This is a genomic window from Paenibacillus sp. R14(2021) (assembly GCF_019431355.1).
Lineage (GTDB): Bacteria > Bacillota > Bacilli > Paenibacillales > Paenibacillaceae > Paenibacillus_Z.
Genome location: NZ_CP080269.1, coordinates 1783913 through 1799971, shown reverse-complemented (window position 1 = coordinate 1799971; position 16059 = coordinate 1783913). Strand labels below are relative to the sequence as shown.

The window sequence follows — 16059 nt, the reverse complement described above, 5'->3', positions numbered from 1 at the left end:
GCGATGAGCGCTGTCATCGAAGTGAAGGACGTCGTCAAGGAGTTTAAAGTGGTGAAGAAAGAAACCGGCCTGCGCGGAGCGCTGAAGGGACTGCTGTTTCCGGACAAGCGAACGGTTCGCGGCGTGGACGGCATCAGCTTCGAGATCGGACAAGGAGAAATCGTCGGCTATATCGGCCCGAACGGTGCCGGCAAGAGTACGACAATCAAAATGCTGACCGGCATTCTGCATCCGACCCGCGGCTCGATCCGCATTAACGGTATTTCGCCGCAATCAGATCGCAAGGCGGTCGTGCGCCAGCTTGGTGTCGTCTTCGGCCAGCGGACGCAGTTGTACTGGGATCTGCGGCTCGGCGAATCATTCGAGCTGCTTCGGCGGATCTATCAAATCGAACAGGCACAATTCGAGGCCAACATGAAGGAATTGTCGGAAGTGCTGAAACTTCACGAATTTATCGATACGCCCGTTCGGCAGCTGTCGCTGGGTCAGCGAATGAGAGGCGATCTTGCGGCAGCGATGCTCCATAGTCCCTCGGTGCTGTTCCTAGACGAGCCGACGATCGGCCTCGATGCGGACGCCAAGCATGCCATTCGAAAGTTCATCAAGGAGATGAACCGAACGAAAGGTACGACCATTATCTTGACGACGCATGATCTTGACGACGTAGAGCAGCTCTGCAGCCGGCTCGTTATCGTCAATAACGGCAAGGTGGTCGAGGATGGGCCGATGGATGTGCTGGTTAATAAGTTAACCCCCCGCAGACGGCTAGTCGTAGAATTGCATGAGCACCAAGAGGATGTTGGTCATGAAGCCGCCGAGATTGTGCAGCGGGAAGGGCTGACGGTATGGTATCAATTCGAGAAAAGCCGTATCTCGGCAGCGGAGCTCATCGCGGATCTGTCGCGTAAACTGCCGATCAGGGATTTAAGCGTGAAGGAACCGAGCATTGAAGATGCAATCCGAGAAGTGTACAAGGTGACTTCGTAATTCGGCATCGAAGCATTAGCCGGGCTGCGCCGCTTCCACCGCAAACAAAGAGGTCTCCAAGGCGCGGATCAGCGCTTGCTGGAGACCTCTTTGCGTTATACTTGCAGCTGCTTCAGGTTGTAGAACTCGCCTTTGCGTGCAATCAGCTCGTCGAACGTGCCGATTTCCGCAATCCGGCCCTGTTTCATGACGACGATGCGGTCGGCATCGCGGATCGTAGACAGCCGATGGGCGACGATGAAGGTAGTACGGCCCTTGATCAGCTCCTGCATGGCTTTCTGCACATGATATTCCGACGCGTTGTCGAGGGCGGAGGTCGCTTCATCGAGGATGATGATTTTGGGATTTCGAATGAGCGCGCGGGCAATCGCAATCCGTTGACGCTGGCCGCCCGAGAGCTTGCCGCCGTGCTCGCCGACCTTGGTGTTTATGCCTAGCGGCAAACGGTCGATAAGCTCCGCAAGGTTGGCCATTTCGATCGCTTTGCGAATCTGGTCATCCGTAATATTCGGCAGGCCGTAGACGATATTGTCGCGAATCGTTCCCGAGAACAAAATGTTTGTTTGCGGCACGACAGATAGAAACTTGCGATATTCCCTCAAATCGATCGCGTCATAATTGACGCCGTCGATGGTCATTTTGCCGCCCGTCGGCTGGAGGAATCCCGTAACCAAATTCAAGATCGTCGATTTACCTGCGCCGGATTCCCCGACGAACGCGACGCATTCGCCGGCTTGAACCGTTAAAGTCACTTCTTCTAGCACGTGATGCTCGGAGCCGGGATAGACGAGCTGGACGTTCTCAAATGTAATATGGCCGTTCGTATCGGTAAGCTTAAGCTTGCCGTGATTTTGTTCGATTTCCTGCGAGTTCAAAATTTCTGTAATGGAATGGATGGACTCGAATCCTTTGGCCAAATTGGGATACGTTGTAATGAGTGAAGAGACGGAGCCGAGAATCATGCCGAAGAAGCCCTGATACATAACGATATTGCCGACTTGAATTTGGCCGCTGTACGCCAAGTAAGCTGTAAACATCAAGCAAAGCACTTGAAAGAGCTGAAACGCAACCCAATTGGAGGCGCCGAAATACGCTTCGACGATATCGAGCCGCTGCCCTTTGCCCTGAAGCTTGCGGAGTGAATGATCGATTCGTTCGATCTCTACATTCTCAAGTCCATGGGCACGCGTGACCGGAATCATTTCCACCATCTCAGACATTTTGGACGACATTTTCTCGATTTCCTTGCGGAATTCGCTGTTCGTGGAGCTGATTTTCTGTTTGAAGACGCGAACCGAAGAATGGCGGCGGGAATCGTGAGGATGAAGAAAAGCGATACCGACCAGCTGTGCACGACCGTAATTACAATGGCGATGACGATATTGATGCAAGCGGGGAGCAGCGTGAGCATAACCTGTTTCGACATCTGCTCGACCGCCTCGACGTCGCGGAGTACCTTCGATTGGAGGCGTCCTGCCTGAAGATCGCGATGGTAGGTGATCGACAGCTGCTGCAGCTTGCGGACGAGTGCACTTCGGATGCCGGCTTCAACATGTCTGATCGCGCGGCTCATATAGGAGACATACCACGTGTGCGTGGGGATATTCTGCAAAATAATAACGGCGATAACAGCGAAATTAATCCACAGACTGCGCATGGCGTGCGCGGATGGGTGACTGACGATGTTGATGATATTGGCCGTGACGACCGGCAGTACGTACACGGGCAGGCTCTTGATTAAGAAAAACAACAAGGATAAAAACAAATTCAGAAAATTCCCCCGATAAAGCGCAACGAGAAACCTGACGGCGCTTTTCTGTTCCAGCGAAGCTGCGTCTTGAAACGTCTGTTCATAGTTGTAAGCGGAAGCCTTACTTCTCTCTGCACTCTCCATGGCGGCTAATCCCATCCTTTAGTCAGCAAAAGCATTTTAATAGTCAATCGCTATCTTAAGCGATATCAGAAGCTTTGTAAACGCGTGTTCACATAAATCCAGTGAGCTTCTTCCTGCGATAAGTAATATTTATATGAATTATAGAAATTGTGAAATTCTTTTTATCTGGGGTTGGAGCTATACTACTAGATATGAAATAGGGGGAGGTGTGACACATGCATGCGCTGGCGGCGTCTTTCAAACGGTTTGCTTCATTAGAATGTCGCGATTCTTCATCCTTGTATGAGCAGCTTTCATTGCGTATTGCCGAGGATGAGCAGCTGCTTACGATTGCCGCAAATGCCGGAAGCGGCCAGCCTGTACCGAATTTATTTCTCGGTGCGGTGCATTATTTGCTGATGAAGGGAAATGCGCATCCGCTTCGATCCTATTATGCAAGCTTGGTAGACGATCCCCAGAGCCTTGAGACGGCGTTTGCTGCCTTTCGCTCCTTCTGTTTGTCGCACGAGCAAGAGCTCATACATCTGCTGAGAACCAAGCTCGTTCAGACAAACGAGGTCAGGCGCTGTGCATACCTGTATCCAGCATTTTGCCTCGTGTACCGGCAGTCCCCCAAGCCGCTGGTATTGGTTGAAATCGGCACAAGTGCAGGCCTGCAGTTGCTCTGGGACCAATACGGCTATTCCTATGAGAAGGATGGCCGCATTTACGGAAACAAGTTGTCTGAGCTTCAGCTTTCATCGTTCATCCGGTCGGGGAATCCGATGCTGCTTGAACACAGTCCGCCGGTGGCGGCTAGAATTGGGATCGATTTGCATGTGAACGATATGAATTGTACGGAAGATTACGTATGGCTGAAGGCGCTCATATGGCCGGAGCACCGAGAACGGGCAGCGAATTTCGACAAGGCGGTATCTGAGCTGCTGCGACATCGTTTGTCGCTTCATGAAGGGGACGGTATAGAGACGCTTGTCGAAATAGCGAGGGCAATACCGGTCGATCAGACGCTATGCATCTTCCATACGCATGCTGCCAATCAATTCTCTCAAGAAGCAAAGCTGATGTTGACGCGTCATCTCCGGGAGATTGGACGAAGCAGGGAAGTTTATCATCTGTACAACAATATGCAGGATCGCCTCCTTCATCTGGATTCCTACGCATTCGGTACCGAGCATGAATTGACATTAGCCGAAACCGATGGCCACGGACGCTGGTTCTCATGGCTTCTATAATTCGCCGCGATTGCGCATGGAATAAAAAAAGGTCTTCACGGCGCCAAGCGGCGCGGCGAAGACCTTTTTGTGCAGCTGCTTATAGCGACAGCGTCAAGATTTCTCTTACGTCCTGTTGATTCAGCTTCTTGAAGTTTCCGATCGGACCAAACAATACGGCTGATCTCGCCATGACATCCAAGTTCTCTTCGCCGATGTCATAGAAGGACAAGGTTGCTGGCGCGCCGATACGGGTGAAGAAGGCGCGTGTAGCCGATATGCCAGCAAGCGCCAGCTCCTCGTCGGACTTAGAGCCGCGTTCTATGCCCCAGACGCGTTCAGCATACTGGGTGAACCGGTCCAGCCGCTCGCGGTAAACGTATTTCATCCAGTTAGGAAACACAATGGAGAGACCTGCGCCGTGCGGAATATCATAGATCGCGCTGATTTCATGCTCGATGCCGTGAGAAGCCCAGTCGTCCAAGGTTCCGACGCTGATGAGTCCGCCGTTCAGGGCAAGCGTTCCGCACAGCATCAGGTTGGAGCGGGCTTCAAAATCATGCGGATACTCAAGCGCCTTCTCGGCATTCTCAATGACCGTGAGCAGGATGGATTCGCAGAGACGTTCTTGCAGCGGTGCATTCGTCGTCAGCGTGAAGTACTGCTCGAAGACATGCGACATGATGTCAACGATGCCGTTCACCGTCTGATCGCGCGGTACCGAGAACGTCAGGGCAGGGTCTAGAATGGAGAATCGCGGAAAGGTATGCTTGCTGCCGAAGGCGCGTTTCTGTTTGGTCTCCCAATCCGAGATGACCGCATTGCCATTCATTTCGGAACCGGTTGCGGATAACGTCAGGATGGAGCCCATCGGCAGTGCATCCTGAATCGTTGCTTTCTGCACCATGAAATCCCAGACGTCTCCGTCGTAACGCGCGCCTGCCGCGATGGCTTTGGCGGCGTCCAGCACGCTTCCGCCCCCAACGGCAAGAATGAACTCGACATGTTCACTTCTGCAAAGCTCAATCCCGCGTCGAACGGAAGTGAGGCGGGGGTTCGGTTCGATTCCCGCCAATTCGACAATTGTCGCGTCTATGGATTGAAGCTGGCTGATCACTTCGTCATATAAGCCGGTTCTTTTTATGCTGCCTGACCCATATACAAGTAAAATCGTCTTCCCGTAAGCTTGGGTAAGCGTGCCCAATCTGCTAACGGTCCCCTTGCCAAATACAAGATTTGTAGGGTTATAATAAGAAAAAGCTTCCATCCCGCACCTCCAAAATTTTCTATTGCCGCTTATTATTTTATCGATAATCGATTGTTAGAGTCAAGAAAACGGCATGGCGGGGCCTCGCGAATATTTGATTGACGCTTCATTTACCATTTTGTATCATGATTCGTGAATGAAACGTTCGTATTGAACGATATAGAGGTGGCAATCGTTGCAGCGCGGCGAATTGCTGTCTGCGAAATTGGTCAAGCAGCGTAATCGTATCGGGCTATGGCGCATGCCCTTGAAGCGATGAACAAAACCAAATTGAATAACTAGATTTGTAGATTCCTGCTTCAACAGCAATCAAAATTTTCTGAAAATAGGATGCCAACATGCATACAGGAGTGTATAATGAAGTAAAAATCGCGCCTGCGTCAGTATTCATAACAACACCTTAACAAGAAGCTACACTCGGGAGGTGCATGCCACGCTATGGCGAATGCGGCTGCAATCGGGATCTCTATGCGCGATTTGTATCTGTTTAACAAAGGCAATTTATTTCATAGTTACCGCACATTTGGTGCGCATCCCATCCGGCTGGGCGACGAAGCCGGCGTTCGATTTACGGTCTGGGCGCCGAATGCCAGTCAAGTCTGCGTCGTCGGCGAATTCAACGGCTGGGACGGCAGGCAGCACCGCATGGAGCTGATCGGCGAGACAGGCGCATGGAGCTTGTTTGTACCGAATCTTGGCCCAGGCACGGTGTACAAATATGAAATACTTACTTCAGACGGCAAGCGGCTGCTTAAATCCGATCCGTACGCATTTCAATCCGAGCTTCGTCCGAACACGGCATCCATTGTATCCGAAGTATTCAATTATAACTGGCATGACAGGGACTGGTTGCAGCGTAAGCTAGAAGACAGCCCTTATCATGAGGGTATGCTTACGTACGAGGTTCATCTGGGATCCTGGCGCAACAGAGGCAAGGAACTCTTCTGGACGTACGAAGAGATGGCGGGCGCACTCGTCGACTATGTCGTCGAGATGGGGTATACCCATATCGAGCTGCTTCCCATTACGGAACATCCTCTGGATCAATCCTGGGGCTATCAGGTGACGGGATATTACGCGCCTACGAGCAGATACGGCACGCCCAAGCAGCTGATGCAGCTCATCGACCGCTGTCATCAACACGGAATCGGCGTCATTCTGGACTGGGTGCCGGGTCACTTTTGCAAGGATGATCACGGGCTCCGGCTGTTCGACGGTTCCCCGATTTACGAGGGGAAGGACTTGAAACGGGCCGAGAAGCCGAATTGGGGAACGCTCGCTTTCGACTTCAGCTGTACGGAAGTGCAAAGCTTTCTCATTTCAAACGCCATCTACTGGATGGACGTCTTTCATATCGATGGACTGCGCGTCGACGCGGTCGCCAGCATGATCGATCTTCATTTTGATAAACCCCCTGAATTATTCACGTTCAATTCCTTCGGCGGCACGGAAAATACCGACGCCATTCGCTTCTTAAAACGACTCAACGAAACGGTGTTCCACTATTACCCGGATGCGCTTATGATTGCAGAGGATTCCTCGGCATGGCCGGCGGTTACTTCTCCTACTTACATGGGCGGTCTTGGCTTCAATTTCAAATGGAACATGGGCTGGATGAACGACATGCTTCGTTACATGGCGCTGGATCCCAATGACCGAATGCACCATCACAATCTCATCACGTTCTCTCTCATCTACGCATTCTCCGAAAATTTCGTTTTGCCGCTCTCACATGATGAAGTTGTGCACGGCAAGCTCTCCCTCCTTAACAAAATGTCAGGCACCTACGAACAGAAATTCGCGCAGCTGCGCTTATTCTACGGCTATTGGATGACCCATCCCGGCAAGAAACTGCTCTTCATGGGCGGGGAGTGGGGTCAATTCGCCGAATGGAAGGATGGCGATGTGCTGGATTGGCAGCTCATTGACTATCCGATGCACGGCAGCATGCATCAATACGTCAAATCGCTCAATCATGTTTACGGCGAGCAGTCGTCGCTCTGGGAACGGGATTGCGATCCCGGCGGTTTCGAATGGATCGACGTGCACAATGCAGCCCAAAGCGTTATCGTTTTCATGCGAAGAGGTCATGGACACAGCGATTATTCCATCGTCATTTGCAATTTCTCCTATCACCATTATTCCGATTATCGAATCGGGGTGCCCGAGACCGGGCAGTACAGAACGGTTATCCACAGTGAGGCGGCAGCTTTCGGCGGTGCGTTGGCGCACACGCAGAAAGTTCTATATAGCAATAAAACACCATGGCATGGAAGACCGTGCAGCTTGACGCTGGATCTTCCGCCGCTTTCTTTCCAATTGCTCGTTTTTGAAGAAGGGGAACAGAGCCGCAGCAATCGATTTGACGTGTTGCACTGATTGACGAGGAATCATAACTTTGTGCTGCAGCAAGCCGTTGCAGTAGAGAAGGAGAGTGTGTCCATGGGCAGAAAACGAATGATGGCCATGCTTCTTGCCGGAGGAGAAGGGAAACGTCTGGGTGTATTAACGAAGGATGTAGCGAAACCGGCTGTCCATTTCGGCGGGAAGTACCGTATTATCGATTTTACTTTAAGTAACTGCGCTCATTCGGGCATCGACACGATCGGCGTGCTGACGCAGTATCAGCCGCTTGTCCTGAACACTTATCTGGGTATCGGCAGTCCTTGGGGACTTGACCGGCGCGACGGCGGCATGGCGATTCTTCCTCCTTATGTGAAACAGAAAGGCGGCATGTGGTACAAAGGCACAGCGAATGCCATTTACCAAAACATGGGTTTCATAGACCGGTATGAACCAGACTATGTGCTCATTATTTCGGGCGATCATATTTACAAGATGGATTATGAGCTCATGCTGAAAGAGCATGAAGAGAATGGCGCGGACGTAACGATTGCGTGCATCGAAGTGGATTGGAAGGAAGCCAGCCGGTTCGGTATCATGCATGTGGACGAAGCGGGTACAATCACCTCATTCGAAGAGAAGCCGAAGGTGCCGACAAGCAACATGGCGTCCATGGGTGTATATATTTTCTCTTGGCCGGTGCTGCAGCAGTACCTCATCCGGGATGAGGCGAACCGGCTCTCCGGCAACGATTTCGGCAAAGATATCATTCCGGCAATGCTGCAGGACGGAATCAAGCTGCAGTCGTACACGTTCAATGGGTATTGGAAGGATGTCGGCACGCTCGAAAGCCTATGGGAAGCAAACATGGATCTGCTCTCCCAGAAGCCGGCGCTGGATCTCAACGACCGGAATTGGCGGATATTCTCCGTTAACCCGAATCGCCCCGCGCACTATTCGGCGGCAACCGCGGATATTGCAGATTCCCTCATTACGGAGGGCTGCATGATTGAAGGACTCGTCCATCGATCGGTGCTCTTTCACGGCGTGCAATCAGGTGTGGACAGCGAAGTGCACGAGTCCGTCATTATGCCGAACGTCAAAATCGGCAAAGGGGCTCGTATCTATAAAGCCATTATCGGAGAAGGCGCCATCATCAAGGAAGGCGTCACGATCGGCAGTCTAAACAGCGAGACCGTTACCGTCATCGGGAGCGATGAACTCGTATCCGTCAATCAATCGCTGCAGGAGGTAGAGCAGTCATGAACTCCAGTATTCTAGGCGTCATTAATCTCATCCACGAAGCAGACGAAATGGAGACCTTGACCGCAAGCCGATGCCTGGCCACGGTGCCGTTTGGTGCCCGTTTTCGACTCATCGATTTTACGCTGTCCAGCATGGTGAACTCGGGAATCGGCAAAGTCGGCGTATTCGCGCAGACCAAGTACCGCTCTTTGATGGATCATCTGGGCTCCGGCAAGCATTGGGATTTAAACCACCGCCAGAGCGGTCTGTTCATCATGCCTCCGGTGACGGATGACGTGAATGAAGTGCGCCGCGGCGATCTCTATCACTTCTACCAGCATCGGGATTATTTCTCCCGCAGTGCGCAGGAATATGTGCTGGTTACGCGCAGCCATATGATCTGCAATATCGATTTCGAAGGTGTACTCGCCTCGCACAAAGCGAGCGGCGCTGATATTACGGTCATCTGCAAGGAGCAGGCAGAGCTCTTCGGGGGCAGAGCCCGGAAGGTGAAGGTCGATGCACGAGGCCGCGTCACGGAGATGCAGGATCATTTTGGCCGAATACAAAGCGACCTGATTTCCATGGAAATGTACTTGATGCGCAAGGATTTGCTGCTTGAGCTTGTCGATACGTCGCTCGCGCAAGGGCAGGATCATCTTGTCCGCCATGCCATCATGTCCCGCGTCGACAAGCTGCACATTCAGAGCTATATGTTCGAAGGCTACCTCGGCGTCGTCAATACGCTGAACAGCTATTATCAGAACAGCATGCAGCTGCTCAAGCCGGATGTTTGGAGAAGCCTGTTCTTCGAGCCGGGACCGATCTTCACGAAAGTCAAGGATGAACCGCCCGCCCGTTATGCGGAAGGGGCGAAGACGAGCAATTCGTTGATCGCAAACGGCTGCATCATCGAAGGGACGGTCATCAACAGCATATTGTTCCGAGGCGTCCATGTCCGCAAAGGAGCAGTCGTGCGCAACAGCATCGTTATGCAGAACGGCTTGATCGGGGAAAATAGTTCGGTAGACCATGTGATATTGGATAAAGATGTTACGATAGAGCGCGGCCGTGAGCTGCGCGGCGCAGAAGTGTCGCCCTTCCTTGCGATGAAGCGGAAGGTTATCTAAGACGTTGGCGATAGATTGATCATCATTCCAGGTAGAGAGATAAGAGTCGAGGTGAAACCATACCATGAACATTTTATTCGCAGCTTCTGAGGCGGTGCCGCTCGTTAAGACGGGCGGTCTCGCCGACGTGGCGGGGGCGCTTCCGAAGGCGCTCCTTGCCAAAGGAGCAGATGTCCGTGTCATTCTCCCTAAGTATGGATCGATACCAGCTGCACTGGCAGAACAGTTCGAGACCATTGCTACGTTCACGCTTCGGATGGGCTGGAGAGATCTTTACTGCGGTCTAATGAAAGCGGAAATCGATGGCGTCATCTATTACGTGATCGACAATGAGTACTATTTCAAGCGCAGCGGGCTGTATGGCTATGACGACGATGCGGAACGGTTCGTCTTCTTCTGCTATGCCGTTCTGGAGTCGCTGCTCTATGCTGATTTCAAACCGGATATCATCCACTGTCACGACTGGCAGACGGGGCTGATTCCGTTTCTGCTGAAGACCCGCTATCGGAATGATCCGGGCTACCGGGATATGGCTGCGGTGTATACGATCCATAATCTCAAATACCAAGGCGTATTTGGACGGGAGCTGCTCAAGGATTTGATGGGCTCCGGCGACGAGCTGTTCGGCTCGGAGGGCATCGATTTCTACGGAGCCGGCAACTGCATGAAGGGCGGCCTTCAATATGCGGACAAGCTTACGACCGTTAGTCCGACGTATGCGGAGGAAATTCAGACCGAATATTACGGCGAGAAGCTGGATGGCTTGCTGCGTTACCGCGCAGGAGATCTCATCGGAATCGTCAACGGCATCGATACGGAGCTGTTCGATCCGATGAACGATGCGGCGCTGCGTCATCCATACCGCGGCTCACTTGCGCGCAAGCGGAAGAACAAAATCGCGCTTCAGCAGGAGTTGGGGCTGACCGAGTCGGAAGAAACGCCGCTCATCGGCATCGTGTCGCGGCTTGTCGGTCAGAAGGGATTTGATTTGATCGAGGCCGTGCTGGAGCAAATTTTGTCGGAAAATGTCCAAATCGCGGTGCTCGGCTCCGGCGATTGGCATTATGAGCAGATGTTCCGCCGCGCGGAAATCAAACGACCCGGGCAGGTCGCGACGTGGTTCGGTTTCAATGACGGGCTGGCGCGCCGGATCTACGCGGGAAGCGACATGTACCTGATGCCGTCGCAATTCGAGCCTTGCGGGCTGAGCCAGCTGCTGGCCCTGCGTTACCGGTCGGTTCCGATCGTCAGAGAAACGGGCGGACTCAAAGACACAGTGCAGGCATACAATGAATTTATGGGCACAGGCAACGGCTTTAGTTTTACGAATTACAATGCGCATGATTTGCTGCATACCGTACAGCGCGCCATTCAATTCTATGGCAATCAGGACGAATGGCAGAAGATCGTTGCCAACGGCGCGAAAGAAGACTACAGCTGGACGCGCTCGGCAAAGGCGTACTTGTCGCTCTACCATGACATTGTGCCGCAACGAAAGGAGATTCCCTCATGGCCCGTCATCTCGTAATCGGCAACGGCAAAATTCTGATGAATTTGGACCGAAATTGTTATATTCGAGATATTTACTATCCGTTCGTCGGGCAGTTGAATCACGTCGGCGGACAATACTGCCGGTTCGGACTGTGGGTTGATGGTCAATTCTCCTGGCTGGAGGATCCGGAGTGGAAGTTCGAGCTTTCGTACATTGCAGATTCCCTCGTGACGAACGTGATCGCGCGTAACGAGCGGCTTGCGGTCGAGCTGCATATCAATGACGGCATCCATCAGCGTGAAAGCATCTATATCAAGCGGGTTGTGATTCGCAATAGGGGCGCGGAACCGCGCGAGTTCCGGTTATTCTTCCATCATGACCTGATGATCGACGGGTCCGAGGTTGGGGATACGGCGGCGTATTATCCCGAGAATCATACGCTCTATCACTACAAGCGTTCCTCGTACTTCATGTTCAACGGGTTCTCGGACGAAGGCGGCATGATGCAGTACACGACAGGGATCAAGCGGTTCCAATCCGCCGAGGGAACGTGGCGGGATGCGGAAGACGGGACATTGATGGGCAATTCCATCGCGCAAGGCTCCGTTGACAGCACGATCAGCTTCCGGACGGTCGTTCCGCCGGAAGGCGAGAAGTCGGTCTACTACTGGATGTCGATCGGCAAAAATTTAGAGGAAGTCAAGGAACTGAACCAATACGTGCAAGAGAGCCATCCGGAGAAGCTGCTGAGCCGAATCGTTATATACTGGAAGCATTGGCTGCACCGTGCCGAGCAGAATTTGGGCGACCTGTCGCCGGAATCCGTCAATATGTTCCGCCTCAGCCTGCTTATCGTAAGGACGCAGACGGATGAGCGCGGCGCGATCATTGCTGCGAACGATACCGATATTTTGCAGTACAATCGGGATCATTACAGCTATATGTGGCCGCGGGACGGCGCCTTGATCGCCGACGCGATGTCAGGCGCCGGCTTTCAGAGCGTCATCTCGCCTTTCTTCCAGTTTTGCGCGAATGTCTTGTCGCCGGACGGCTACTTGTTCCACAAGTACAATCCGGACGGCACGGTCGGCTCCAGCTGGCATCCGTATATCGTGCAGGGCAGCAGGCGTCTACCGATCCAAGAGGACGAGACGGCGCTCGTGCTGTTCGCACTCTGGAAGGACTACACGCGGCATCAAGTCATCGAACTTCCGCAGTCGCTCTACAATAATTTGATACGCAAAGGCGCGGCCTTCCTCAGTACATATATGGAGCACAGTCTTTCGCTGCCGAAGCCGAGCTATGACTTGTGGGAGGAGCGTTATGGCATCTGGACCTATACCGTTGCTTCCGTATACGGAGGTCTGATGTCGGCGGCCTTCTTCACCGAACTGTTCGGGGATTACGAGCGAAGCGATCATCTCCGCAACACGGCGCAATCCATCAAGCACGGTATGCTGACGCATCTCTGGGATGAGGAATCCGGTCGCTTCGCCCGCGGTCTCATTCAGAAGGATAACCGCTGGGTGAAGGATATGACGCTCGAGAGCAGCATGTTCGGCATTTGGGAATTCGGCGTGCTGCCGGTAGACGACGAACGCGTTATCCGCACGATGAACGCGATCAAGAGCGGCCTGACGATCAAGACGGGCGTGGGCGGCGTTGCCAGGTATACCAACGATTATTACTTCCAGCAGTCCGGCGATATCGATAACGTGCCGGGCAATCCTTGGATCATATGTACATTATGGGTGGCGAATTTCGAAATTGCTTCCGCCGCGACTCTGAAGGATCTGACCAAACCGCGCGAAACGCTGCAATGGGTCGTAGAGCACGCGCTCTCAAGCGGGGTGCTGCCGGAGCAGCTGCATCCGGGAGACGGCACTCCGTTATCCGTTGCTCCGCTGACCTGGTCGCATGCGACGTATGTGCAGACCGTAACGCGCTATGCCGCGAAGTACGCGGAGCTTGCGAAAGTACCCGCAGTGTCCGAATAACGAAGAACAGCAGCTGAAGCGGCGATGCTTTAACTGCTGTTTTTCGCTGCCTTTGTTTCATTTTTCTGATTTTTCCGCAAATTCCCCTTGATCTTTCCGCGCAAGCTCCTTATAATATGGAACACAGATCCATACTTGGCGATAACCGGAGACACGGTTTCCATAGGCAGGCTGCACAGAGAGAGGGATGATTGCTGCGAATCCCTTCTGTCCTGCGATGAGGAATTACCACTTCGCAGCCGTAACGTTGAACCCGCCGATTATGTGTCGCGGTTGTAAACGGAACCGATTCATCCCCGTTACCGGATTCCAATAAGGGCCTTGTCCGTATTCCTGCTTCGGCGGAAACGGAAGGTCGAATGAGGGTGGAACCACGAGCTGAACGCACTCGTCCCTTCTGGGCGAGCAGCGTTTTTTTTGCGTTCACAACCAATTTCGGGCGAATGGAGGAAGGCTCATGGTTAACGAGGTAAAGGTAAGATTGGCGGACGGATCGGAACGAAGCTGCGGTATAGGTGTTTCCGTTGCGACGCTTGCGGAAGCGATTAGTCCCGTGCTGCGCAAGAACGCGGTCGCGGGCAGAGTGAACGGCCGGCTGGTGGATTTGGACCACGCCATTATGGAGGACGGCTCGGTAGAAATCATACCATTCGACAGCGAAGCGGGGCTTGAGGTGTACCGGCATAGTACGGCGCATCTATTGGCGCAGGCGGTCAAACGAATTTACGGCGAATCCGAGGTGCAGCTGGGCATCGGGCCTGTCATTCAAGATGGATTCTATTATGACTTTGCCATCGAGAAGCCGCTGACACCTGCCGATCTGCGCGTCATCGAGAAAGAAATGGAAGCTGCTGCGAAGGAGAATATGCCGATCGTTCGGCGCGTAGTGAGTCGGGAAGAGGCAATTGCTTTCTTCGCGCAACGGGGTGAAGCGCTCAAGCTTGAGCTGATTCGCGATTTGCCTCCAGGGGAAGAAATTTCAATCTATGAGCAGGGGGAATTTGCTGATTTGTGCCGAGGACCGCATCTGCCGTCCACAGGACGGATTAAGGCATTCAAGCTGCTGAGCTCAGCCGGCACATACTGGCGGGGCAGCTCGAACAATGCGGTGCTGCAGCGGATCTATGGTACGGCATTCTTGAAGAAGTCGCAGCTGGAGCGGCATCTTGAGCTGTTGGAGGAGGCGAAGAAGCGGGATCATCGGAAGCTTGGCAAGGATTTGGAGCTGTTCATGTTCTCGGAGGAAGCGCCCGGCATGCCCTTCTACTTGCCCAAGGGAATGGCAGTCAGAACACTGCTGGAGAACTTCTCTCGGGAGCTGGGCAATCGGCGGGGGTATGACGAAGTGCGCACGCCGATCATGCTGAACCGGCGGCTGTGGGAGCAGTCCGGACACTGGGCGCATTACCAGGAGAATATGTATTTCACGAAGGTTGACGAGACGGATTATGCGCTCAAGCCTATGAACTGTCCCGGCCATATGCTGATCTATAAGCATGAATTGCATTCCTATCGGGAGCTGCCGATTCGGCTCGCCGAGTTCGGCCAGGTGCATCGGCATGAATACTCAGGCGCGCTGAACGGCATGATGCGCGTGCGGACCTTCTGCCAGGATGACGCGCATCTGTTCGTGCGCCCGGATCAGATTGAGGAAGAAATCAGCCGTATCATCGCGCTCATCGACGAGATGTACGCCGTGTTCGGATTCGCGTACCGGATCGAGCTGTCGACAAAGCCTGATGATGCCATGGGTGCGCAGGAGCTGTGGGACGAGGCCGAGCATTCACTCCGGCGGGTGCTCCAGAGCCAAGGCGTCGAATACCGGATTAATCCCGGCGACGGAGCGTTCTACGGACCGAAGATCGATTTTCATATCCGGGACGCGATCGGCCGAAGCTGGCAGTGCGCAACCGTGCAGCTGGATTTTCAAATGCCGGAGAAATTCGACCTCTCCTACATCGGCGAGGACGGCCGGAAGCATCGTCCCGTCGTTATCCATCGCGCCGTCTATGGCTCGATCGACCGGTTTATCGGCATTCTGACCGAGCATTACGCCGGCGCATTTCCGTTCTGGCTCGCCCCGGTTCAGGTGAAGCTGATCCCTGTCTCGGAGGGGGATTGGGCTTATGCGCTGGAAGTCCAAGCGGCGCTCAAGGCGGATGATTACCGGGTAGAGCTGGATCTTCGGCCGGAGAAGCTGGGCTACAAAATCCGCGGCGCGCAGCTGGAAAAGGTGCCCTATATGCTGGTGATCGGCGAAGCGGAAAGGAGCTCGGGAAACGTTTCGGTCAGAAGCCGGAACGGCAGCATCGAGACTCTGCCCGTGTCCGAATGGATCAGACGATTAGGGGCGGAGCGGGCGGCTAGAAGCTATTAAGCACATTGAAACGTACTCACGACTTCATAGCGGCTGTTCGTATTGACGCCAAGCGCGCAGAAGGATAGTCTAGGGCTAGACAACGCAGATGGGGAAGTTCTGGTGCACGGGCCATA

General features: G+C 53.4%; 10 protein-coding genes and 1 pseudogene. 8 read left to right on the top strand and 3 right to left on the bottom strand.

Annotated elements, in window-relative coordinates; translation table 11 throughout:
* The first annotated feature begins 3 nt into the window (after positions 1–3).
* A complete protein-coding gene (locus KXU80_RS08585) occupies positions 4–987 on the top strand; it encodes an ABC transporter ATP-binding protein (RefSeq protein ID WP_219837788.1) in 984 nt (327 codons plus the stop codon).
* 95 nt (positions 988–1082) lie between these two features.
* Here KXU80_RS08585 and KXU80_RS27955 read toward each other — a convergent pair whose 3' ends face one another.
* Positions 1083–1949, bottom strand: coding sequence for an ABC transporter ATP-binding protein (locus KXU80_RS27955; RefSeq protein WP_258171431.1), 867 nt, complete (start codon positions 1947–1949; stop codon positions 1083–1085).
* A 42-nt stretch (positions 1950–1991) separates the two neighbouring features.
* Positions 1992–2881, bottom strand: a pseudogene (locus tag KXU80_RS27950) (ABC transporter transmembrane domain-containing protein); the annotation flags it as partial.
* 215 nt (positions 2882–3096) lie between these two features.
* On the opposite strand from KXU80_RS27950, the gene KXU80_RS08575 reads away from it, so the two are divergent.
* Positions 3097–4113: a DUF2332 domain-containing protein gene (locus KXU80_RS08575; protein ID WP_219837787.1), complete on the top strand. Its 1017-nt coding sequence runs from the start codon at positions 3097–3099 to the stop codon at positions 4111–4113.
* Positions 4114–4192: 79 nt separating this feature from the next.
* Here KXU80_RS08575 and KXU80_RS08570 read toward each other — a convergent pair whose 3' ends face one another.
* Complete coding sequence (locus KXU80_RS08570; protein WP_219837786.1) at positions 4193–5359, bottom strand: iron-containing alcohol dehydrogenase; 1167 nt, start codon at positions 5357–5359, stop codon at positions 4193–4195.
* A 438-nt stretch (positions 5360–5797) separates the two neighbouring features.
* Here KXU80_RS08570 and glgB point away from each other — a divergent pair, with 438 nt between their 5' ends.
* The 6 genes from glgB (at position 5798) to thrS (ending at position 15943) form a co-directional block, all read left to right on the top strand.
* The gene (gene glgB, locus KXU80_RS08565; RefSeq protein WP_219837785.1) at positions 5798–7738 is read left to right on the top strand and encodes a 1,4-alpha-glucan branching protein GlgB; all 1941 of its coding nucleotides are present in this window, start codon (positions 5798–5800) and stop codon (positions 7736–7738) included.
* A gap of 63 nt (positions 7739–7801) precedes the next feature.
* Entirely contained in the window at positions 7802–8968 is a 1167-nt protein-coding gene (locus tag KXU80_RS08560; protein ID WP_219837784.1) for a glucose-1-phosphate adenylyltransferase, read from the top strand.
* Positions 8965–10077 carry a glucose-1-phosphate adenylyltransferase subunit GlgD gene (gene glgD, locus KXU80_RS08555; RefSeq protein ID WP_219837783.1) on the top strand — a complete coding sequence of 371 codons (1113 nt, stop codon included), beginning with the start codon at positions 8965–8967 and terminating at the stop codon, positions 10075–10077. Before KXU80_RS08560 ends, glgD begins: the two co-directional genes overlap by 4 nt.
* Before the next feature lie 64 nt (positions 10078–10141).
* Positions 10142–11605, top strand: a complete 1464-nt coding sequence (gene glgA / locus KXU80_RS08550) for a glycogen synthase GlgA (RefSeq protein WP_219837782.1) — start codon at positions 10142–10144, stop codon at positions 11603–11605.
* Positions 11587–13566 (top strand): glycoside hydrolase family 15 protein, encoded by a 1980-nt coding sequence (locus KXU80_RS08545; RefSeq protein WP_219837781.1) that lies wholly within the window; start codon positions 11587–11589, stop codon positions 13564–13566. Before glgA ends, KXU80_RS08545 begins: the two co-directional genes overlap by 19 nt.
* A 457-nt stretch (positions 13567–14023) precedes the next feature.
* Positions 14024–15943 carry a threonine--tRNA ligase gene (gene thrS / locus KXU80_RS08540; RefSeq protein WP_219837780.1) on the top strand — a complete coding sequence of 640 codons (1920 nt, stop codon included), beginning with the start codon at positions 14024–14026 and terminating at the stop codon, positions 15941–15943.
* Positions 15944–16059 lie beyond the last annotated feature (116 nt).

What these genes read in the sequence shown, in the direction of transcription:
- KXU80_RS08585 (WP_219837788.1), top strand. Translation starts at nt 4, where the DNA reads ATGAGCGCTGTCATCGAAGTGAAGGACGTCGTCAAGGAGTTTAAAGTG.
- KXU80_RS27955 (WP_258171431.1), bottom strand. Translation starts at nt 1,949, where the DNA reads ATGATTCTCGGCTCCGTCTCTTCACTCATTACAACGTATCCCAATTTG.
- KXU80_RS08575 (WP_219837787.1), top strand. Translation starts at nt 3,097, where the DNA reads ATGCATGCGCTGGCGGCGTCTTTCAAACGGTTTGCTTCATTAGAATGT.
- KXU80_RS08570 (WP_219837786.1), bottom strand. Translation starts at nt 5,359, where the DNA reads ATGGAAGCTTTTTCTTATTATAACCCTACAAATCTTGTATTTGGCAAG.
- glgB (WP_219837785.1), top strand. Translation starts at nt 5,798, where the DNA reads ATGGCGAATGCGGCTGCAATCGGGATCTCTATGCGCGATTTGTATCTG.
- KXU80_RS08560 (WP_219837784.1), top strand. Translation starts at nt 7,802, where the DNA reads ATGGGCAGAAAACGAATGATGGCCATGCTTCTTGCCGGAGGAGAAGGG.
- glgD (WP_219837783.1), top strand. Translation starts at nt 8,965, where the DNA reads ATGAACTCCAGTATTCTAGGCGTCATTAATCTCATCCACGAAGCAGAC.
- glgA (WP_219837782.1), top strand. Translation starts at nt 10,142, where the DNA reads ATGAACATTTTATTCGCAGCTTCTGAGGCGGTGCCGCTCGTTAAGACG.
- KXU80_RS08545 (WP_219837781.1), top strand. Translation starts at nt 11,587, where the DNA reads ATGGCCCGTCATCTCGTAATCGGCAACGGCAAAATTCTGATGAATTTG.
- thrS (WP_219837780.1), top strand. Translation starts at nt 14,024, where the DNA reads ATGGTTAACGAGGTAAAGGTAAGATTGGCGGACGGATCGGAACGAAGC.